This is a genomic window from Pediococcus sp. AC40 (genome assembly GCF_030252485.1).
GTDB classification, from domain to species: Bacteria; Bacillota; Bacilli; order Lactobacillales; family Lactobacillaceae; genus Pediococcus; species Pediococcus acidilactici.
On sequence record NZ_CP127012.1, the window covers coordinates 276773 to 293965 of the forward strand.

The following is a 17193-nucleotide window of genomic DNA, read 5'->3' on the forward strand; positions in this document are numbered from 1 at the left end:
GGAGGGGATAGAATGTTAAAAAGTATAAAGTATAGCGCAGCGGTTGCTGCAGTTGCATTGTTATTAGGCGGTACGGTATCTGCTAGTGCGGCAAGTTTTACCACGGCAAGCAAGACGGAGCAAAAGGATCAGACCGAAAAAGTCTTTACATACGCCAAAAATGACCTTTTAAAGAAGAATCAAGATCTTGCTAAAGATATGGATTCTGGTAAAACTAGCAAGGCCAAATTGTTTGATAAGAAGGCTTACCCAGGAGTAGGAGCTAGTGATGGTTACCAAGATTTGTTAGTTGGATTGAAACGTCAAGGATATAAGTTTACTGATCATGACAAACAATTGGTTAAGAAAAACTTGATTGTTTCAAAAAAGAGTACGCCTAAGCAATTAGCAAATGCCATTATTGGACTTCAAGCTGTGGGCTTCAATCCCAAAGCATATAAAACTAATGGTGAAAAGCTAAACTTAGTAAAGATGCTCTACCAAAATAAGAAAGTATTGAATAAAAAGACAACTACTAATGAACAAGTTCAAGTTTTAGTAGCACTGAAGTCAAATAAGAAATTCAAGGCTCCTAAGAAAGCTAAATTTACGGTAAAGAAATTAAGCAACAAGCTGGCTAAAAAGCAAATTAAGGTTACCAACCATAAGAGTAAGAACTATAAAAATGATGGTGGTTGGGCATATAACGATGATGCTGCTAGTGTAGACGCAGACACTACTGCCATGACTTTAAATGCCCTAGAAATGAGTAAGAGCAAAAACAAGACCGTTAAAAAAGCAATTACTAAGGGTCGTCATTACTTGAAAGTTAACGTTAATAAAGACGGTGGCTTTGGTATGGATGGCAAGTCCAACGCTAACTCCAATGCTGAAGTTATTACAGCATTATCAATGAATAAGAAGGCTTTCAAGAAAATTAACCAAGTTAAGTTGAATGACAAACAAGAAAACTCCACGTTGAAGAACACCTTGTCATTTATTAAAGAAGACGGTTCTATTAAGGATGCATACGACCAAACCATGGGCGTGGGACAAGTCCTCGTTGCGCTTAGTGCATACCACAACGGAAAATATGCTAACAATGGGGTTTATCAATTTAAGTAGGGATTGAGGAAGGCTAATGAAACGGAAATGGTTTCCGCTTTTAGTGGCGGTATTCCTAATTATCGGTGTGGCAATTGGCTTTGGTGGAATTTTACATTCTAAAAATTCCAGTAATGATGATTTAGGCTTTAGCAATGCTAAAGTTGACCCAGATAAGGTGCAAGTCACGGTTGAAACGGATTTAAAACGACCTAAAAAGAACCAGCAAATCCTCTTTGATAAACAAATTAAGTATCAAAAAGGGATGACGGCGTTTAGCGCCCTTAAGAAAGTTGCTGGCAAACAAGTAGGCTATCAGAACGGGGCAACCGTATACGTCAATCGGATCGGTAAATACACTGAAAATGATGTCCACTCGGGGACGGGCTGGAAATATTACGTTAACAATGGCAAAGATATTGCTAAAGCAGCCAATTTAAAAACGTTAAAGGCCGGAGACCATCTGTATTGGAGATTTGTTGATGGATACAAATAAAGTGAGACGTCCAATGTTTATTGGGCCGATTGGTTGTGGGAAAACTACCCTGTTACAACGGATCAATCATTTAGAAATGCATTACAATAAAACGCAGTCAATTGAGTTTTATAACAACATTATTGATACTCCTGGTGAGTACATTGAACACCGCCGCATGTATACTAACTTGGCAACCACCGCGATGGACGCGGGGGTAATCGTTCTTATGCAAAGTGCGGTAGACAGTCGGATTGTTTTCCCAGAAGCGTTTGGGACCATGTTTGCTAGACCGTTAGTGGGCGTGGTTACTAAAATTGATTTGGCAGAAGACGACGCGCAGATCAACTTAGTGAAGCAGCGGCTTAAAAGTGCTGGAGCAAAACGAGTGTTTACGTTGTCTGCGGTGGCTAACCAAAACGTTAACGATTTGGTTGACTTTTTGCGCAAAACACGCGAACAAGAAATGGAAGCCAACAAACCAGATTAATTTTATTTTAAGAGGAATTGGGATAGTTAAACTATTCTAATTCCTCTTTTTTATGAATTATTGGCAACAACGCAGTTATTTGTTCAAAAAATTAATAAATTATTGTGATCTTCGAATTTAATAATCACTTTTATTCTAAAAGTCTAAAATGCAATGGTTTAATTTTGTCATTATGGAAAATATTTTACTTTGAACAGTCTTAATCAACCAGATTCCTAAATTAATGCCTTTAAAAAATGCAAACGGTTTCAATTATACTGAACTTGGATCCGGTCGTGCCGTAGCGATTGGAAAATAAAAAATCGGAGGAATTATCTCATGGAACATGAAGCATTAGGATTAATCGAAACAAAAGGTTTAGTTGCATCAATTGAAGCAGCGGATGCAATGGTTAAGGCAGCTAATGTTGATTTGATTGGCCAAGAAAAAATTGGTCACGGTTTGGTAACGGTAATGGTTCGCGGAGATGTTGGCGCGGTTAAGGCTTCGGTAGATGCTGGAGTAACGGCAGCTGAAGAAATTGGCGAAGTCCTATCAAGCTACGTCATCCCTCGTCCACATGCAGATGTTGAAAACATTTTGCCTAAGAAAGAGTAATTGGTTGTTGAAATAAACAATTCATTTTTAAGCAGTTTTCATCTGGAGGGATGAATATGAATAATTTTTTTAATTCAACTAGTACGGTTCCCGAATACGTTGGTTCTAGTGAGATAGGCGACACGATCGGAATGTGTATCCCTAGTGTAGACGCGATGTTATTAGACGAACTACACGTGAGTACTAGAAAATATTCAGTTATCGGGATTTTAAGTTCTCGAACGGGAGCTGGTCCGCAGATTATGGCGATGGACGAAGCGGTAAAGGCGACCAATACAGAGGTTTTGGACATTGAATTGCCACGCGATACAAAGGGCGGTGCAGGACACGGCGTTTTGATTTTAATTGGTGGTAGCGATCCTTCAGACGTTCGCCAAGCAATTAACGTTGCGTTGGATAATTTGTCACGGACATTTGGTGATGTATACAACACCCCAGCTGGACATCTAGAACTACAGTTTACAGCGAGTGCTTCCGGTGCGGTACATACCGCCTTCGGAGCTCCCCTAGGTAAAGCCTATGGTTTAATTTGTGGTGCTCCGTCTGGAATCGGTGTGGTAATGGCTGATACCGCAATTAAAACTGCGGGGGTTGATGTCCTAAGTTTTGCTTCTCCTGGTCACGGGACTAGTTTTTCTAACGAAGGAATCGTCCATATTAGCGGTGATTCGGGTGCGGTACGTCAGGCTGTGATGGCTGGACGGGCAGTCGGATTAAAGCTTCTTGGACAACTAGCCGGCACTGAACCAAAGAATGATTTTCCATCCTATATTAAGTAGCAAATGGAAAGGAGTAGTATTTTGAAACGGCAAAAACGATTCGAAGAACTTGAAAAACGTCCGATCCATGAGGACGGTTTTATTAAAGAATGGCCCGATGAAGGACTAGTGGCGATGATGGGTCCTAACGATCCAAAGCCAAGTATTAAGATCGAAAACGGCGTGGTTACGGAATTAGACGGAAAAAAGCGGGCAGATTTTGATTTGATCGACCTATACATTGCAAAGTATGGGATTAAATTAGAAAATGCCGAAAAAGTAATGGCAATGGATTCTACTCAAATTGCCCATATGTTGGTTGACCCTAACGTATCCCGCAAAGATATCATTGCGATTACTACCGCAATGACACCGGCAAAGGCTGAAGAAGTTATTAGTAAATTAAACTTTGGCGAAATGATTATGGCAACCCAGAAAATGCGTCCGCGGCGGACTCCTGCCACCCAAAGTCACGTTACTAATATTCGGGATAACCCGGTATTAATCGCGGCAGATGCGGCAGATGCAGCTTTACGTGGCTTCCCGGAACAAGAGACAACTACGGCGGTAGCACGCTATGCACCACTTAACGCTATCTCACTGATGGTTGGTGCACAAACTGGCCGTCCGGGAGTTTTAACGCAATGTTCAGTTGAAGAAGCAACCGAACTTAACTTAGGGATGCGAGGATTCACTGGTTATGCAGAAACTATTTCAGTATATGGTACTGACCGAGTCTTCACTGACGGTGACGATACTCCTTGGTCAAAAGGATTTTTGGCATCTTGTTACGCATCCCGTGGTTTGAAGATGCGTTTCACATCTGGTTCGGGATCCGAAGCCATGATGGGTTATACCGAAGGCAAATCAATGCTTTACCTAGAGGCTCGGTGCATTTTCATCACCAAAGCTTCTGGGGTACAAGGACTACAAAATGGTGGCGTTAGCTGTATTGGAATTCCTGGTGCGGTACCTTCAGGAATTCGTTCAGTAATGGGTGAAAACTTGTTATGCATGATGCTTGATTTGGAATGCGCTTCCGGAAATGACCAAGCATTCTCTCATTCAGATATGCGGCGTACAGAACGGTTATTAGGTCAGTTTATTGCGGGAACAGATTACGTTTCTTCCGGATATTCTTCAACACCTAATTACGACAACACCTTTGCGGGTTCGAATACCGATGCCATGGATTATGACGACTATTACATCATGGAACGTGATTTGATGATTAATGGCGGGATTCATCCGGTATCAGAAGAAGAGGTCATTAAGGGTCGGAATAAGGCGGCTCGGGCGTTACAAGCGGTATTTGATGAATTAGGATTACCGAAGGTTACTGATGAAGAAGTTGAAGCAGCAACTTACGCAAACACCTCTAAAGATATGCCAGAACGTAACATGGTTGAAGATATGAAGGCAGCTCAAGAACTGTTAGACAGAGGAATAACCGCAGTGGACATTATTAAAGCGCTTTATACCCGCGGATTTAAGGATGTTGCTGAAGCGGTATTAAATCTTCAAAAGCAAAAAGTTTGTGGTGACTTCTTACAAACGTCTTCAATCTTTGATAAAGACTGGAACATTATTTCAGCGGTCAACGACGCAAATGATTATCAAGGTCCTGGTACTGGATACCGGTTAGACGAAGATAAGGAAGAATGGGAACGCATTAAGAACGTTCCGTTTGCCATTGATCCAGGAAATATGAAGTTTTAATCAAAGGAGGAAGCGTAAATGTCTCAAACAATTGATGAAAGCATACTAAGAAAGATCATAAGAGAAGTTTTGGCTGAAAACCAAAATATGGATACGCCAATTTCTTTTAAAGATGAGTCAACTTCTTCCACTCCCAATACGCAACCAAAGACTGAAAGTGAGGACCGTTCCACAATTTCACGACCAGTTACCGAAAAAAAGTTGGATTGGTTTAAACACGTAGGTAAAGCAAAGCCCGGTTTTTCTAAAGATGAAGTAGTCATCGGGGTAGCTCCTGCCTTTGCGGAAGTTTTGGAGAAAAACATGACGGGATTACCGCATAAGGATATTTTACGCCAAGTAATTGCGGGTATTGAAGAAGAAGGTTTAAAAGCTCGGGTGGTAAAAATTTACCGAACTTCAGATGTTTCGTTCTGTGGTGCCGAAGCCGATAAATTGTCAGGTTCTGGAATTGCGGTAGCGATTCAGTCGAAGGGGACGGCAATTATCCATCAAAAGGACCAAGAACCGCTCTCTAATTTAGAGTTATTCCCCCAAGCTCCAGTGCTGGATTTGGATACTTATCGGGCGATTGGTAAAAATGCAGCCGAATATGCAAAGGGGATGTCGCCTAATCCAGTCCCAACCGTAAATGATCAAATGGCTCGGGTAGCTTACCAAGCGATTTCAGCCTTGATGCACATTAAAGAAACGAAGCAAGTTGAACCTGGACGTCCGGCTGAAGAAATTGAAGTAAATTTTGATTAGGAGGGAAAGTAATGAGTGAAATCGATGATTTAGTGGCCAAGATTATGAGCCAGATGGGCGATCAAGCTCCTAAGAATACATCTAAAACGAGGACGTCAACTCCTTCGCAAATGGCGACTCATGAGACTCCACTAACGACGAAGGACTACCCGCTTTATTCAAAACATCCGGAACTAGTTCATTCACCTTCGGGAAGTAATTTAGACGATCTCAATATTGATAACGTTTTAAAAGGCGCAGTTAAGCCTAAAGACTTACGAATTACGGCAGAAACGTTGCGTTTGCAGGGACAAGTCGCTGTAGATTCTGGACGCGATGCGATTCAGAAAAATTTTCAAAGAGCTGCTGAGCTAACCGCAATTCCCGATGAACGATTATTGGAAATGTACAACGCTTTACGGCCGTATCGCTCCACTAAACAAGAGCTGCTTGATATTGCTAAAGAGTTACGCGATCAGTACAACGCTAAAATTTGTGCAGACTGGTTTGAAGAAGCAGCTGAATTTTATGAAACCCGTAAAAAATTAAAAGGTGACAATTAAGGAGCATTTTTATGAAACGTGTAATTGGAGTTGATATAGGGAATTCTTCAACCGAAGTTGCACTTGCTGAAGTATCTAACCGTGGAGACGTTAAATTTATTAACTCTGGAATTTCAGCGACAACTGGAATTAAGGGGACTAAGCAAAATTTAATTGGAATTAAAAAATCGGTTGCGCAGGTTTTAGCTAAGACGCAATTAACACTTGATGATATTGATTTAATCAGGATTAACGAAGCTACTCCCGTAATTGGCGACGTAGCGATGGAAACTATTTCGGAAACCATTATCACCGAATCAACCATGATTGGGCATAATCCCAACACTCCTGGAGGGGTGGGGATTGGTTCTGGATATACGGTCAATCTTTTGCAACTTTTGCAAGAAAAGGATCGGCAAAAAAAGTATATCGTGGTAGTTCCTAAAGAAGTTGATTTTGCTGATGCAGCTCGGTTAATCAATTTATATAGTAAGGCTGGTTACCAAATTACGGCCGCAATTTTGCAGAATGATGACGGCGTTTTAATTGATAATCGGCTCGACCATAAAATTCCAATTGTGGATGAAGTGGCTTTAATTGAAAAGGTACCTTTAGGAATGTTAGCGGCTGTTGAAGTTGCGGATAAGGGTAAGGTGATTTCTCAACTATCTAATCCGTACGGGATTGCGACGTTGTTTGGTTTAAATTCAGATGAAACTAAAAACATCGTTCCCGTTTCACGAGCGCTGATTGGCAATCGTTCCGCCGTAGTTATTAAGACTCCGGCAGGTGATGTTAAGGCGCGGGTAATTCCAGCAGGTCGAATTAACATTCAGGGCGATCATGGTAGCGAATCCGTAGGCGTTTCTGCCGGAGCAGATGCCATCATGGATAAAATTACTAGCTTTGATCGAATTACGAACATCACGGGTGAAGCTGGAACCAACGTTGGCGGAATGTTAGAAAAAGTTCGGCAGACAATGGCCGATTTGACCGGAAAGCAGAATAAAGAAATTGCCATTCAAGATTTGCTAGCTGTTGATACATCAGTACCAATTAAGGTTCAAGGTGGCTTAGCTGGTGAATTTTCAACGGAACAAGCTGTTGGAATTGCCGCGATGGTTAAATCTGATCGACTACAAATGCAAAGAATTGCGGATTTGATTCAAAATGATTTGCACGTTCCAGTCGAAATTGGTGGTGCCGAAGCGGAAGCCGCCATTTTAGGGGCCTTAACTACTCCAGGAACAACCAAACCAATTGCTATCCTTGATTTAGGAGCGGGTTCTACCGATGCGTCAATTATTGATCAAAATAACCAGATTACCGCAATTCATTTAGCTGGTGCTGGTGACATGACCACGATGATGATCAACTCGGAATTAGGCATTAATGACACCTATTTAGCAGAGGATATTAAAAAATACCCCCTTGCAAAAGTAGAAAACTTATTCCAAATTCGGCATGAAGATGGCACGGTGCAGTTTTTTGACGAGCCCCTTCCAGCAGATATTTTTGCTCGAGTGGTGGTTATTAAGCCTAACGGATATATACCGGTGCCGGGAAATCTCAGCATCGAAAAAATTAAGCATGTTCGCCAAAGCGCTAAAAGAAAGGTTTTCGTAACTAATGCACAACGCGCGTTGCGACATGTTAGTCCAACTGGCAACATTCGGGATATTCCATTTGTAGTGATTGTGGGTGGATCAGCACTTGATTTTGAAATCCCACAATTAGTTACCGACGCTTTGTCTCACTACAATTTGGTAGCTGGACGCGGGAATATCCGGTCGATCGAGGGTCCCCGAAACGCGGTGGCAACCGGCTTGATTTTATCGTACGCAAACCAGTTAAGGTCGTGATGTAAATGAGTATGGAAAAACCTTCGATTGTAATTGCCATGCGTGAGGATAACGAAGATACCACTGAATTAACGCAGCTTTTATACGGAATTGAAGAAGAGGAGATTCCATTTTCTTTTAAGACCATGGCGTTCGACAACCCGGTTGAACGTGCGTACCAAGGGGCGTTATTTTCGCGATTATCAGTGGGAATTGCCTTTGACGATAAATCAGTAATTGTACACTATAAAAATTTACCTAAATCAGAGCCACTATTTAAGGTGGAAAAAGACAATTCCGTAAATTTACGGATTTTAGGAGCCAACGCGGCGCGCTTAGTAAAGGGCGTACCGTTTAAAAGATTAAATAAGGTGGTGAACTGATTGAAAACATTAGGTTATTTAGAAGTTAAAGGCCTTACCAACGCAATCGTATCGGCCGATAAAATGTTAAAAACCGCCGACGTGGAATTAAAAAATATTTCCAATACGCGAGGTAGTGGTTGGGTCACAGTTGCGATTGTTGGTGACGTAGCGGCAGTGAGCGTGGCAATCGCTATGGCAAAAGAAATGATGGGCGAAAACTACGTTAGCTCGACGGTATTAGCTAACCCTGCGGAAGGAATTGAAAAGCTTAACCGAACTGATTTATTACTTGAACCAACGGTACGGAAGGCTAACGAAGCTAATTCAGAGCCGCTGAACGTTGAACCGACACGGCCAACGGAAAAACTGGAACCTCAAAAACCAGCCAAGTCCGAGAAATCTAAGGCAACCTCAAAGACTAAAAAAGAATCAAATAGTAAAAAAGAAACTAATTCAAGTACTAAGAAACGTAAAAAACAATCTAAAAAATAATTTTTGAAATTTCAGGAGGAACATATTATGAATAACGCATTAGGATTAATCGAAACAAAAGGTTTAGTTGCATCTATCGAAGCTGCAGATGCCATGGTTAAGGCAGCTAACGTACAAATGATCGGTCAAGAAAAAATTGGTAGCGGTTTAGTTACAATCATGGTCCGTGGAGACGTTGGCGCTGTTAAAGCATCAGTTGATGCAGGAGTTGCTGCGGCTGAAAACATTGGTGAAGTAGTTAGTTCATACGTAATTCCTCGCCCGCATGCTGAAGTTGAACGCATTTTACCTTCAACAAAATAAAAATAGCTTTAATAAGGGTGGACGAGAATTATGGATGAAGAACAGTTACGACAGTTAATTCGCAAGATTATAAAGGAAGAAACTGACCCAAACCGGATTCGTATTGGAGTTTCAAATCATCACATTCATTTGACTGATGAAGACTTTGCAACTCTATTTCCTGGCCAAGAAATGACAGTGTACAAGCCGTTATACCAACATGAAGAATTTGCTTCAAATCAATTTGCAGACATTGTTGGTCCTCAAGGAACTATTAAACACGTGCGGATCTTAGGTCCTAACCGGGCACATTCTCAAGTAGAAATTGCCCGTTCAGAAACTTTTGAATTGGGAATCGACGCTCCTATTAGATTATCTGGTCATTTAGAAGGGGCTCCTTCCGTTAAGTTAGTTACTAAAGATGGAGAAGTAGAAGTCCAAGGTGTCATCGTTGCTAAACGGCATATTCATATGAGCCTAGAAGATGCTGCTCGTTTTGGTGTTAAGTTAGGTGATACGGTCAGTGTAGAAATCAATTCCGACGAACGCAGAACCATCTTTGATGACGTGATTTGCAGACCGCGGAAAGACTTCTTATTAGAAATGCACATCGATACTGATGAAGCTAACGCTGCTAACGTAAATGCGAATACGTTCGGTAGAATCATCAAAAAATAAACGAAATTGGAGGGTGAATTGAATGGATCCGATTGTTGCTCAAGTAATTGAAAAATTAAAACAGAGAAATGCGCAATCCGCCGAAATTACCTACTCCAAAAGTAATGACGTTCCCTCAACGGGAATATTTGTTGATAACGCCAATCTGGTTTTAAAGCAAGTTTCAATTGAGCTGATTGCGGATCTGTTTCACCTCGACCAAAGTAATCGTTGGGTAACCTGGATTTTACAAGGGCTCGATTACGACGTGAATTTTCAGTTAAACGTGAGCTATCACGCACTTAATTTTATCCCGTTAGTAATGATTAGGGACTGGCCAATTATGTTTGTCGTTAACGGTGAACATCCAGTTTATGCATTTTATCCAACTATAATCACACGAGAAATGTTAGCAGGCATTCCGGATAAAGCGGTGGTAGTGGTAACGAATGTTCAAAATATTACCGCGGGTGCCGAAGAAATAAGCAGCCAAAAGGATTTAAAAATACAAGTAAGGACTGATGAAAATTGTATATGGCAAAAGTTGTAGGCAGCGTGGTGTCTACCCAAAAAGATAAGTCATTAGTTGGTCGTAAATTAATGATTGTAAGAGCGATTGATTCGCAAGGCCAACCCGTTCGCCCGGAAGAAGTTGCCGTAGATTCAGTCGGTGCTGGTATCGGAGAATACGTACTGCTTGTGCGGGGAGCGGGTGCTCGGATTGCTAACCATGCGGATAAAAATTTTCGTGACGTGAGCGATTGCGCAATTGTCGGTATTATTGACAGTTTCGACAAGTAAGGAGATGTAGCAAGATGCCAATCTATACCAAAGGTGGAGATAAGGGATCAACGAGCCTTTACGACGGCAAACGAGTGCATAAGGACTCTTTACGAGTGGAAACTTACGGAACGTTTGACGAACTGAACGCCAACATTAGCGTGGCGGATAAACTTTGTTTAAGCAAAAAAAATCAAGAAATCTTGAAAAAAGTTGAGTACAAGATGTTCTTTTTACAAGGAGAAATTGCTACTTTAGATACCCAAAAATTTTTAAAAAATAGCGTGACCATTGAAGAACAAGACGTACTCGATTTGGAAAAGGTTATTGATGAATACACAGTCAAATTGCCACCCGTAAAGTCTTTTATATTGCCTGGTTCAAGCTTGGCCGGTGCTCAGTTACACGTGTGTCGGACAGTTTGTCGGAGAGCAGAGCGTCGCTTTGTTCAATTTGCTAGTGAAACCACCGTACGACCAGTACTTGAAAAATACGTTAATCGATTATCTGATTTCTTTTATATTTTAGCCCGATCCGAAGATTACGAAGATTATCTAGCCAAGGTGACGGAGGAAGTAATTAAAAGATACCGTGCGTATTTTACTGAAAATTAAGGGAAACGGCCTAGGGATTAACTAAATTTCGTGATGGCTGGTGGTTGTCAATTTTAAAAAGAACGGAAAATTTTCCAACTTCTTAAATGATTTGTTGAGGACGAATGGAATGAATGAAGAGCAAATTAATAACATTGTTAAAGAAATAATTACCAAACAGGGGGATCAATTAGGAAACCTATTTGATCGCCAAAAAATGCAAAGGGTGTTTGACGCGGCCGTAGCTAAAGCTAACGAATTAAATGTGGGAGTTACCATGTGCATCATGGACGCAGCAACGGTTGTTCAAATGCTTTACCACATGCCGAATGCTAATCTAGTTAGTTCAGAACTAGCTCCTAAGAAGGCTTGGTCAGCAATCGCAATGAAAGAACCTACTAAAGATATTAGTAAAGATATTCAACCTGGTGCACCGCTTTACCAAATGGAAACCATGTTGAATGGAAAATTAGTGTCCTTCCCGGGCGGAATTCCGTTAGAAATCGGCGGAAAAATTGTCGGAGCGATTGGGATTAGCGGCGGATTGGTTGAAGAAGACCAAGCAATTTGTGAGGCTGCTGTGGAAGAATTTATGAAGGAGAGTAAGTGAAATGGAAATTCAAAATCTTGAAGAAGATATTCGACGCATTTTAAGTGAAGAACTAAAGAAAAGTGGCACTAGCCAAACTGCGTCAACTAGTGATGCGGGCCAAAACGGAATTTTTAAGACCGTGGATGAAGCAATCGCGGCAGCTAAGGCAGCTGAAGATGTTTATATTGATAAACCATTAGCCTTTCGGGAAAAGGTTTTAACAGCAATTCGTGAAGGATTCCGTCCATACATCGAAAAAATGGCTAAGGACATTAAAGATGAAACAGGAATGGGAACGGTTGAAGCTAAAATTGCTAAGCTAAACAATGCTTTATATAACACTCCTGGAACTGAAATTTTGCAACCTGAAGCTGAAACTGGCGACGGTGGTTTAGTGATGTACGAATACGCTCCGTTTGGAGTAATTGGGGCAGTTGGTCCAAGTACTAACCCTTCTGAAACGGTAATTGCTAACGCCATTATGATGTTAGCTGGTGGAAATACGTTGTACTTCGGCGCCCATCCAGGTGCTAAAAAAATTACCCGTTGGACAATTGAAAAGTTAAACGAGTTAGTTTATGAAGCTACCGGGATGAAGAATTTAGTTGTATCAATTGAAGAACCGTCAATTGAATCTGTTCAAGAAATGATGCAACATCCTGACATTGCAATGCTGTCCATCACGGGCGGCCCAGCAGTGGTTCACCAAGCATTAGTCAGTGGCAAAAAAGCCGTGGGTGCTGGTGCAGGTAACCCTCCTGCAATTGTTGATGCCACTGCTAACGTTGCGTTAGCTGCACACAACATTGTAGATTCCGCATCTTTTGATAACAACATCCTTTGTACCGCAGAAAAAGAAGTAGTAGTTGAATCTAGCGTGAAGGATGAACTTATTAAAAAGATGCAAGAAGAAGGAGCATTTTTGGTAACTAACGCTAGTGATATCGATAAGTTAGCAGAAATGACCATTGGCAAAAATGGTGCACCTGACCGCCAATTCGTCGGTAAAGATGCAACCTACATTTTAGATAAGGCAGGAATTGCATACACTGGCACACCAAAATTAATTATTTTGGAAGCCCAAAAGGATCATCCATTGGTTACTACCGAAATGTTGATGCCAATTGTACCAGTAGTTTCTTGCCCAACGTTTGATCAAGTTTTAGCGACTGCGGTAGAAGTTGAACAAGGATTGCATCACACGGCTTCAATTCATTCTGAAAACTTACCAAATATTAACCGTGCGGCACACCGAATGAACACTTCCATTTTCGTAGTTAACGGTGCAACGTATGTGGGAACCGGGGTAGGAGCTAACGGTGCTCATGCAGGTGCTTCAGCATTAACGATTGCAACCCCAACTGGAGAAGGAACCGCAACAGCTAAGACCTTCACTCGCCGTCGTCGGTTAAATTCGCCAGAAGCATTTTCGTTACGTTCGTGGGAGGCATAATTTATGGAAAGAATTGCAATTCCAACTCAAATTTATTCTGGTACCGATAGCTTAAAGCAATTGGGAAAGCTAAACCAAGAACATATTTTAATGGTATGCGACGCTTTTTTGCCGGGGACGCCAACCTTAGATGAAATTAAGGGAAACATAAATTCGAGTAATCAGGTAACTGTTTTTTCAGATGTTAAGCCGGACCCGCCATTGAAGAACATTATGCAAGGGGTTAACGAATATTTAAAAAATGTACCCACGGTAATGATTGGAATTGGAGGCGGTTCAGCGATTGATACAGGAAAGGCAATTCGCTTCTTTGGTGAAAAACTTTCGGGAAAATGTATTAAAGAATTTATTGCCATTCCAACTACCAGCGGGACTGGTTCAGAAGTAACCAATACAGCGGTAATTTCGGATCCGGAAAATCATCAAAAATTCCCAATTATGGAGGATTACCTAATCCCAGACGTTGCACTTTTAGATCCGCAATTAGTAATGACTGCTCCTAATAGTGTAACCGCTTTTTCGGGGCTGGATGTTTTAACCCATGCTTTAGAAGCGGTGGTGGCTCAGGATGCCAATACCATTACCGATGCCTTGGCAGAAAAGAGTGCCTCGGTAATTATCAATAATTTAGTTGAATGTTACCAACACGGGGACAATGAAGCGGCCCGTAAAATTGTTCATGAGGCATCTTGTGCAGCAGGAGCGGCCTTTAACAACGCAGGGTTGGGAATTTGCCACTCGATTGCACATCAGTTAGGAGCAAATTTCCATATTCCACATGGCTTAGCCAACGCAATGTTGTTGCCATACGTAGTGGAATATAACGCAACGCACAGTCAATTAGCATTACACAAATATGCAATGGTTGCTCGTAAGGCTGGATTAGCAAGCTCTGGAATGGGTGATCGGGTTGCCGTGCGTAAATTACAATCCCAAATCAAGCAAATGGCAAGAAAGATGAATTGCCCAGCAACGTTGACTGCTTTTGGAATAGATACTAAAGCAGCGTTGGAAGCAACGGACCAAATCGTTGCTAGTGCTAAGTTGGACGGTACTTTCCCAGGGAATCCAGTCGTACCAACTGATGAAGATTTAGCAGAGATCTATAAAAAAATCATCAAATAAAGATTTTCAGGAAGGTAATTAGGATGTCCAAAAAGATATTGTCAATTAACTCAGGAAGTTCATCATTAAAATTCAAACTTTATCAAATGCCAGAAGAAGAAGTATTGGCCAGCGGCCAGGTTGATCGAATTGGGATTGCAAATAGTACGTTTGATTACACTGTTCATGGGAAGGCTACCCAAAATAGAGTGCCGATGAAGAACCATGATGAAGCGATTAAAGCAGTTATTAACATGCTTTTAACCAGCGGGGTCATTGAAGATAAGTCAGAAATCGTAGGAGTGGGGCATCGAGTATCTCACGGTGGCCGGTATTACGATCGTCCAGTTTTGGTTAATGAAGATGTAAAAAAACGAATTGCAGAATTAAGTGTCCTGTCTCCATTGCATAATCCGGTTAACTTAATTGGAATTAAAGATTTTGAAAAATTATTACCAGCAGCCCAAGAAGTGGCGGTGTTTGACACCTCTTTCCACCATACGATGCCTGAAGAAGCATATATGTATGCTTTACCGTACGAATACTATGAGAAGTATGGTATTCGTCGTTACGGTTTTCATGGTCCTTCTCATGAATACGTGTCTGAACGAGCCACGGAATTATTTGGTGAAGAACGGACTAGTAAGATGATTACTTGCCATCTTGGAAATGGCAGCAGTTTGTGTGCGATTAAGGATGGTAAATCAATTAACACTTCGATGGGGTTTACACCATTAGCTGGTTTAGTGATGGGCAGCCGTTCTGGGGATGTCGATCCAGAAATTTTACCTTTCATTGAAGAAGAGCTCCATTTGGACTCAGAAGAAGTGCGCGAAATGTTAAATAAGCGCTCTGGATTGTTAGGCTTATCTGGGGTTTCTAGCGATGTTCGCGATGTCGAAAAGGCAGCTAACGAAGGTAACCGGCGTGCTCAATTGGCGATTAAGGTTTTTGTTCACCAAATCCAACATTACATTGGCGCGTATGCTGCAGATTTGAACGGGTTAGATACGTTAGTCTTTACTGCAGGAATTGGTGAACACTCGATTACCATGCGTAAAGCAATTTGTGAAAAATTAGGTTACCTTGGTGTCAAAATTGATGACCATAAAAATCAAAATGGTGAATTATCGATTGAAGCAGCAGATAGTAAAGTAAAAGTTGCGGTAATTCCAACTGACGAGGAAATCATCATTGCTCGGGACGTTATGCGAGTTGCTGAATTTAATTAAACGAGGATGATAACGATGATTGAAGATAAAGCGAGAATGATTCAAGAATACGTTCCGGGAAAGCAAGTAACTTTGGCACACATTGTGGCTAACCCAACGGAAGATATTTACGAAAAGCTTGGAATTCAAACTCCTAAAAATGCTTTAGGAATTTTAACAATCACCCCTAGTGAAGCTTCAATTATTGCCGGTGACGTAGCGACTAAGTCAAGTAACGTAACGCTCGGCTTTATCGACCGATTTAGTGGCTCGGTAGTGGTCGTAGGGGAAGTCTCGGAAGTAGAGTCGGCCTTGCGAAAAGTGATTAAAACGCTGCACGAACTTCTAGGTTTCGATATTCCGACGATTACGCGTACGTAAGGCTGGTGCGAAGATGGATAAGCTGAATTTAAAAAATCGTTTTGTTTTGCCACCGTTAGATATGCGAATGGCGCTATTTGATGGTACAGTTAGTTTAAATGACCTTGAATTCCATCGACAACGTTCCCAATCGGTAGGAATGGATGTGGTCGGCTCGGCTTTTATTTCCACAGAGGGGAACACTGCTTTAGGATCAATTAGTATTAGCCGAGATGAAGATATTGAGGGATTAAGCAAGTTAGCAAAAGTAATCCAGCGAAATCATGCTAAAGCGATTATTCAGCTAGTGCATGCAGGACGTTTAGCTAGCCCCCAGGCAATCTTTGAAAAAAAAGCATTTGCTCCCAGCGCGATTGCAGCTCCCTGGTCCCAGCTAGTTCCGCAAGAATTAACTCGTGATGCTATTTATAAAATTATTGACCAATACGCAAACGCATTAAAACGAGCAATGGCTGCGGGATTTGATGGTGTGGAAATTCATGGAGCAAACGGTTTTTTACCGCAACAATTTCTTTCATCCAATGCTAATCATCGCCAAGACCAGTTTGGCGGTTCTTTAGCGAATCGATTCCGGTTCGTGAAGTTATTAATCCAACGATTGCAGGCAACGGTTAGCCAATTTGGTAATCAAACATTTGTTTTGGGATACCGACTTTCGCCTGAAGAGTACGAAGACGGTGGCTTAAAATTAGGGGAAACCTTACAATTAGCGCAACTTTTAGAGCAGTTAGGGATCGACTACTTAAGTCTCTCCTTACGTGATTTTATGGTAACTCCCCGGACTTTTGATACCCAAGTGCCAATTGTGAAACTCTTCAATGCGGCGGTAGATCTACCAATAATGGTAGCTGGGCAAATCAATGACGCTAATAAGCTAAAACAAGCCCAAGAACTCAGCTCGCTAGTTGGAATCGGTCGACCCTTAATTAAGGATCCTAATTGGTTGACTAAGATAAACTCGGGAAAATCCACAGCCAATGGTTTGGCCCTAACCGCTAGTGAAATCGGGGTTGCCCAGTCAGTTTATCAAGTGCTTTAAAAATAATAATCCA

Annotated in this window: 22 protein-coding genes; all 22 read left to right on the forward strand. The window is 41.5% G+C overall.

What is annotated here, in order from left to right; genetic code table 11:
* The first annotated feature begins 12 nt into the window (after positions 1-12).
* The 22 genes from NL111_RS01250 (at position 13) to NL111_RS01355 (ending at position 17180) form a co-directional block, all read left to right on the forward strand.
* The gene (locus NL111_RS01250) at positions 13-1104 is read left to right on the forward strand and encodes a prenyltransferase/squalene oxidase repeat-containing protein (RefSeq protein ID WP_285110348.1); all 1092 of its coding nucleotides are present in this window, start codon (positions 13-15) and stop codon (positions 1102-1104) included.
* A gap of 16 nt (positions 1105-1120) precedes the next feature.
* Positions 1121-1579, forward strand: a complete 459-nt coding sequence (locus tag NL111_RS01255; RefSeq protein WP_119179244.1) for a DUF4430 domain-containing protein — start codon at positions 1121-1123, stop codon at positions 1577-1579.
* Complete coding sequence (locus NL111_RS01260) at positions 1566-2048, forward strand: EutP/PduV family microcompartment system protein (protein WP_002830162.1); 483 nt, start codon at positions 1566-1568, stop codon at positions 2046-2048. The genes NL111_RS01255 and NL111_RS01260 overlap by 14 nt, the downstream gene beginning before the upstream one ends.
* A gap of 318 nt (positions 2049-2366) precedes the next feature.
* Entirely contained in the window at positions 2367-2645 is a 279-nt protein-coding gene (locus NL111_RS01265; RefSeq protein WP_002830161.1) for a BMC domain-containing protein, read from the forward strand.
* A gap of 56 nt (positions 2646-2701) precedes the next feature.
* Positions 2702-3424, forward strand: a complete 723-nt coding sequence (gene pduB / locus NL111_RS01270) for a propanediol utilization microcompartment protein PduB (protein WP_053905796.1) — start codon at positions 2702-2704, stop codon at positions 3422-3424.
* Positions 3425-3445: 21 nt separating this feature from the next.
* The gene (locus NL111_RS01275) at positions 3446-5122 is read left to right on the forward strand and encodes a propanediol/glycerol family dehydratase large subunit (protein WP_128737284.1); all 1677 of its coding nucleotides are present in this window, start codon (positions 3446-3448) and stop codon (positions 5120-5122) included.
* A gap of 18 nt (positions 5123-5140) precedes the next feature.
* Positions 5141-5869 carry a propanediol/glycerol family dehydratase medium subunit gene (locus NL111_RS01280; RefSeq protein ID WP_002830157.1) on the forward strand — a complete coding sequence of 243 codons (729 nt, stop codon included), beginning with the start codon at positions 5141-5143 and terminating at the stop codon, positions 5867-5869.
* A gap of 11 nt (positions 5870-5880) precedes the next feature.
* Positions 5881-6411: a diol dehydratase small subunit gene (locus tag NL111_RS01285; RefSeq protein WP_002830155.1), complete on the forward strand. Its 531-nt coding sequence runs from the start codon at positions 5881-5883 to the stop codon at positions 6409-6411.
* A gap of 11 nt (positions 6412-6422) precedes the next feature.
* Positions 6423-8252, forward strand: coding sequence for a diol dehydratase reactivase subunit alpha (locus NL111_RS01290; RefSeq protein ID WP_285110349.1), 1830 nt, complete (start codon positions 6423-6425; stop codon positions 8250-8252).
* 5 nt (positions 8253-8257) lie between these two features.
* Positions 8258-8614, forward strand: a complete 357-nt coding sequence (locus NL111_RS01295) for a glycerol dehydratase reactivase beta/small subunit family protein (RefSeq protein WP_002830152.1) — start codon at positions 8258-8260, stop codon at positions 8612-8614.
* A complete protein-coding gene (locus NL111_RS01300; RefSeq protein WP_002830151.1) occupies positions 8615-9088 on the forward strand; it encodes a BMC domain-containing protein in 474 nt (157 codons plus the stop codon).
* A 27-nt stretch (positions 9089-9115) separates the two neighbouring features.
* Positions 9116-9391, forward strand: coding sequence for a BMC domain-containing protein (locus NL111_RS01305; protein ID WP_002830150.1), 276 nt, complete (start codon positions 9116-9118; stop codon positions 9389-9391).
* Between the two features lie 30 nt (positions 9392-9421).
* Positions 9422-10048: a phosphate propanoyltransferase gene (gene pduL, locus NL111_RS01310; protein WP_002830149.1), complete on the forward strand. Its 627-nt coding sequence runs from the start codon at positions 9422-9424 to the stop codon at positions 10046-10048.
* A 22-nt stretch (positions 10049-10070) separates the two neighbouring features.
* Positions 10071-10577, forward strand: coding sequence for a PduM family microcompartment protein (pduM, locus tag NL111_RS01315; RefSeq protein ID WP_002830148.1), 507 nt, complete (start codon positions 10071-10073; stop codon positions 10575-10577).
* A complete protein-coding gene (locus NL111_RS01320; RefSeq protein ID WP_002830147.1) occupies positions 10556-10828 on the forward strand; it encodes a EutN/CcmL family microcompartment protein in 273 nt (90 codons plus the stop codon). Before pduM ends, NL111_RS01320 begins: the two co-directional genes overlap by 22 nt.
* A gap of 14 nt (positions 10829-10842) precedes the next feature.
* Positions 10843-11421, forward strand: coding sequence for a cob(I)yrinic acid a,c-diamide adenosyltransferase (locus NL111_RS01325; protein ID WP_008841254.1), 579 nt, complete (start codon positions 10843-10845; stop codon positions 11419-11421).
* Positions 11422-11530: 109 nt separating this feature from the next.
* Positions 11531-12010, forward strand: a complete 480-nt coding sequence (locus tag NL111_RS01330) for a GlcG/HbpS family heme-binding protein (RefSeq protein WP_024862645.1) — start codon at positions 11531-11533, stop codon at positions 12008-12010.
* 1 nt (position 12011) lies between these two features.
* The gene (locus NL111_RS01335; RefSeq protein WP_058120727.1) at positions 12012-13445 is read left to right on the forward strand and encodes an aldehyde dehydrogenase family protein; all 1434 of its coding nucleotides are present in this window, start codon (positions 12012-12014) and stop codon (positions 13443-13445) included.
* Positions 13446-13448: 3 nt separating this feature from the next.
* Complete coding sequence (locus NL111_RS01340) at positions 13449-14570, forward strand: 1-propanol dehydrogenase PduQ (RefSeq protein ID WP_002830141.1); 1122 nt, start codon at positions 13449-13451, stop codon at positions 14568-14570.
* A 23-nt stretch (positions 14571-14593) separates the two neighbouring features.
* Positions 14594-15781, forward strand: a complete 1188-nt coding sequence (locus tag NL111_RS01345) for an acetate/propionate family kinase (protein ID WP_024862642.1) — start codon at positions 14594-14596, stop codon at positions 15779-15781.
* A 15-nt stretch (positions 15782-15796) separates the two neighbouring features.
* Positions 15797-16141 carry a BMC domain-containing protein gene (locus NL111_RS01350; RefSeq protein ID WP_002830138.1) on the forward strand — a complete coding sequence of 115 codons (345 nt, stop codon included), beginning with the start codon at positions 15797-15799 and terminating at the stop codon, positions 16139-16141.
* Positions 16142-16154: 13 nt separating this feature from the next.
* On the forward strand, positions 16155-17180 hold the full coding sequence (locus tag NL111_RS01355) for an oxidoreductase (RefSeq protein WP_285110351.1): 1026 nt from the start codon (positions 16155-16157) through the stop codon (positions 17178-17180).
* The last annotated feature ends 13 nt before the right edge of the window (positions 17181-17193 follow it).

Bases quoted from the DNA above. Each gene is read 5' to 3' on its own strand.
- NL111_RS01250 (WP_285110348.1), top strand. From the start codon at position 13: ATGTTAAAAAGTATAAAGTATAGCGCAGCGGTTGCTGCAGTTGCATTG.
- NL111_RS01255 (WP_119179244.1), top strand. From the start codon at position 1,121: ATGAAACGGAAATGGTTTCCGCTTTTAGTGGCGGTATTCCTAATTATC.
- NL111_RS01260 (WP_002830162.1), top strand. From the start codon at position 1,566: ATGGATACAAATAAAGTGAGACGTCCAATGTTTATTGGGCCGATTGGT.
- NL111_RS01265 (WP_002830161.1), top strand. From the start codon at position 2,367: ATGGAACATGAAGCATTAGGATTAATCGAAACAAAAGGTTTAGTTGCA.
- pduB (WP_053905796.1), top strand. From the start codon at position 2,702: ATGAATAATTTTTTTAATTCAACTAGTACGGTTCCCGAATACGTTGGT.
- NL111_RS01280 (WP_002830157.1), top strand. From the start codon at position 5,141: ATGTCTCAAACAATTGATGAAAGCATACTAAGAAAGATCATAAGAGAA.
- NL111_RS01285 (WP_002830155.1), top strand. From the start codon at position 5,881: ATGAGTGAAATCGATGATTTAGTGGCCAAGATTATGAGCCAGATGGGC.
- NL111_RS01290 (WP_285110349.1), top strand. From the start codon at position 6,423: ATGAAACGTGTAATTGGAGTTGATATAGGGAATTCTTCAACCGAAGTT.
- NL111_RS01295 (WP_002830152.1), top strand. From the start codon at position 8,258: ATGAGTATGGAAAAACCTTCGATTGTAATTGCCATGCGTGAGGATAAC.
- NL111_RS01305 (WP_002830150.1), top strand. From the start codon at position 9,116: ATGAATAACGCATTAGGATTAATCGAAACAAAAGGTTTAGTTGCATCT.
- pduL (WP_002830149.1), top strand. From the start codon at position 9,422: ATGGATGAAGAACAGTTACGACAGTTAATTCGCAAGATTATAAAGGAA.
- pduM (WP_002830148.1), top strand. From the start codon at position 10,071: ATGGATCCGATTGTTGCTCAAGTAATTGAAAAATTAAAACAGAGAAAT.
- NL111_RS01325 (WP_008841254.1), top strand. From the start codon at position 10,843: ATGCCAATCTATACCAAAGGTGGAGATAAGGGATCAACGAGCCTTTAC.
- NL111_RS01330 (WP_024862645.1), top strand. From the start codon at position 11,531: ATGAATGAAGAGCAAATTAATAACATTGTTAAAGAAATAATTACCAAA.
- NL111_RS01335 (WP_058120727.1), top strand. From the start codon at position 12,012: ATGGAAATTCAAAATCTTGAAGAAGATATTCGACGCATTTTAAGTGAA.
- NL111_RS01340 (WP_002830141.1), top strand. From the start codon at position 13,449: ATGGAAAGAATTGCAATTCCAACTCAAATTTATTCTGGTACCGATAGC.
- NL111_RS01345 (WP_024862642.1), top strand. From the start codon at position 14,594: ATGTCCAAAAAGATATTGTCAATTAACTCAGGAAGTTCATCATTAAAA.
- NL111_RS01350 (WP_002830138.1), top strand. From the start codon at position 15,797: ATGATTGAAGATAAAGCGAGAATGATTCAAGAATACGTTCCGGGAAAG.
- NL111_RS01355 (WP_285110351.1), top strand. From the start codon at position 16,155: ATGGATAAGCTGAATTTAAAAAATCGTTTTGTTTTGCCACCGTTAGAT.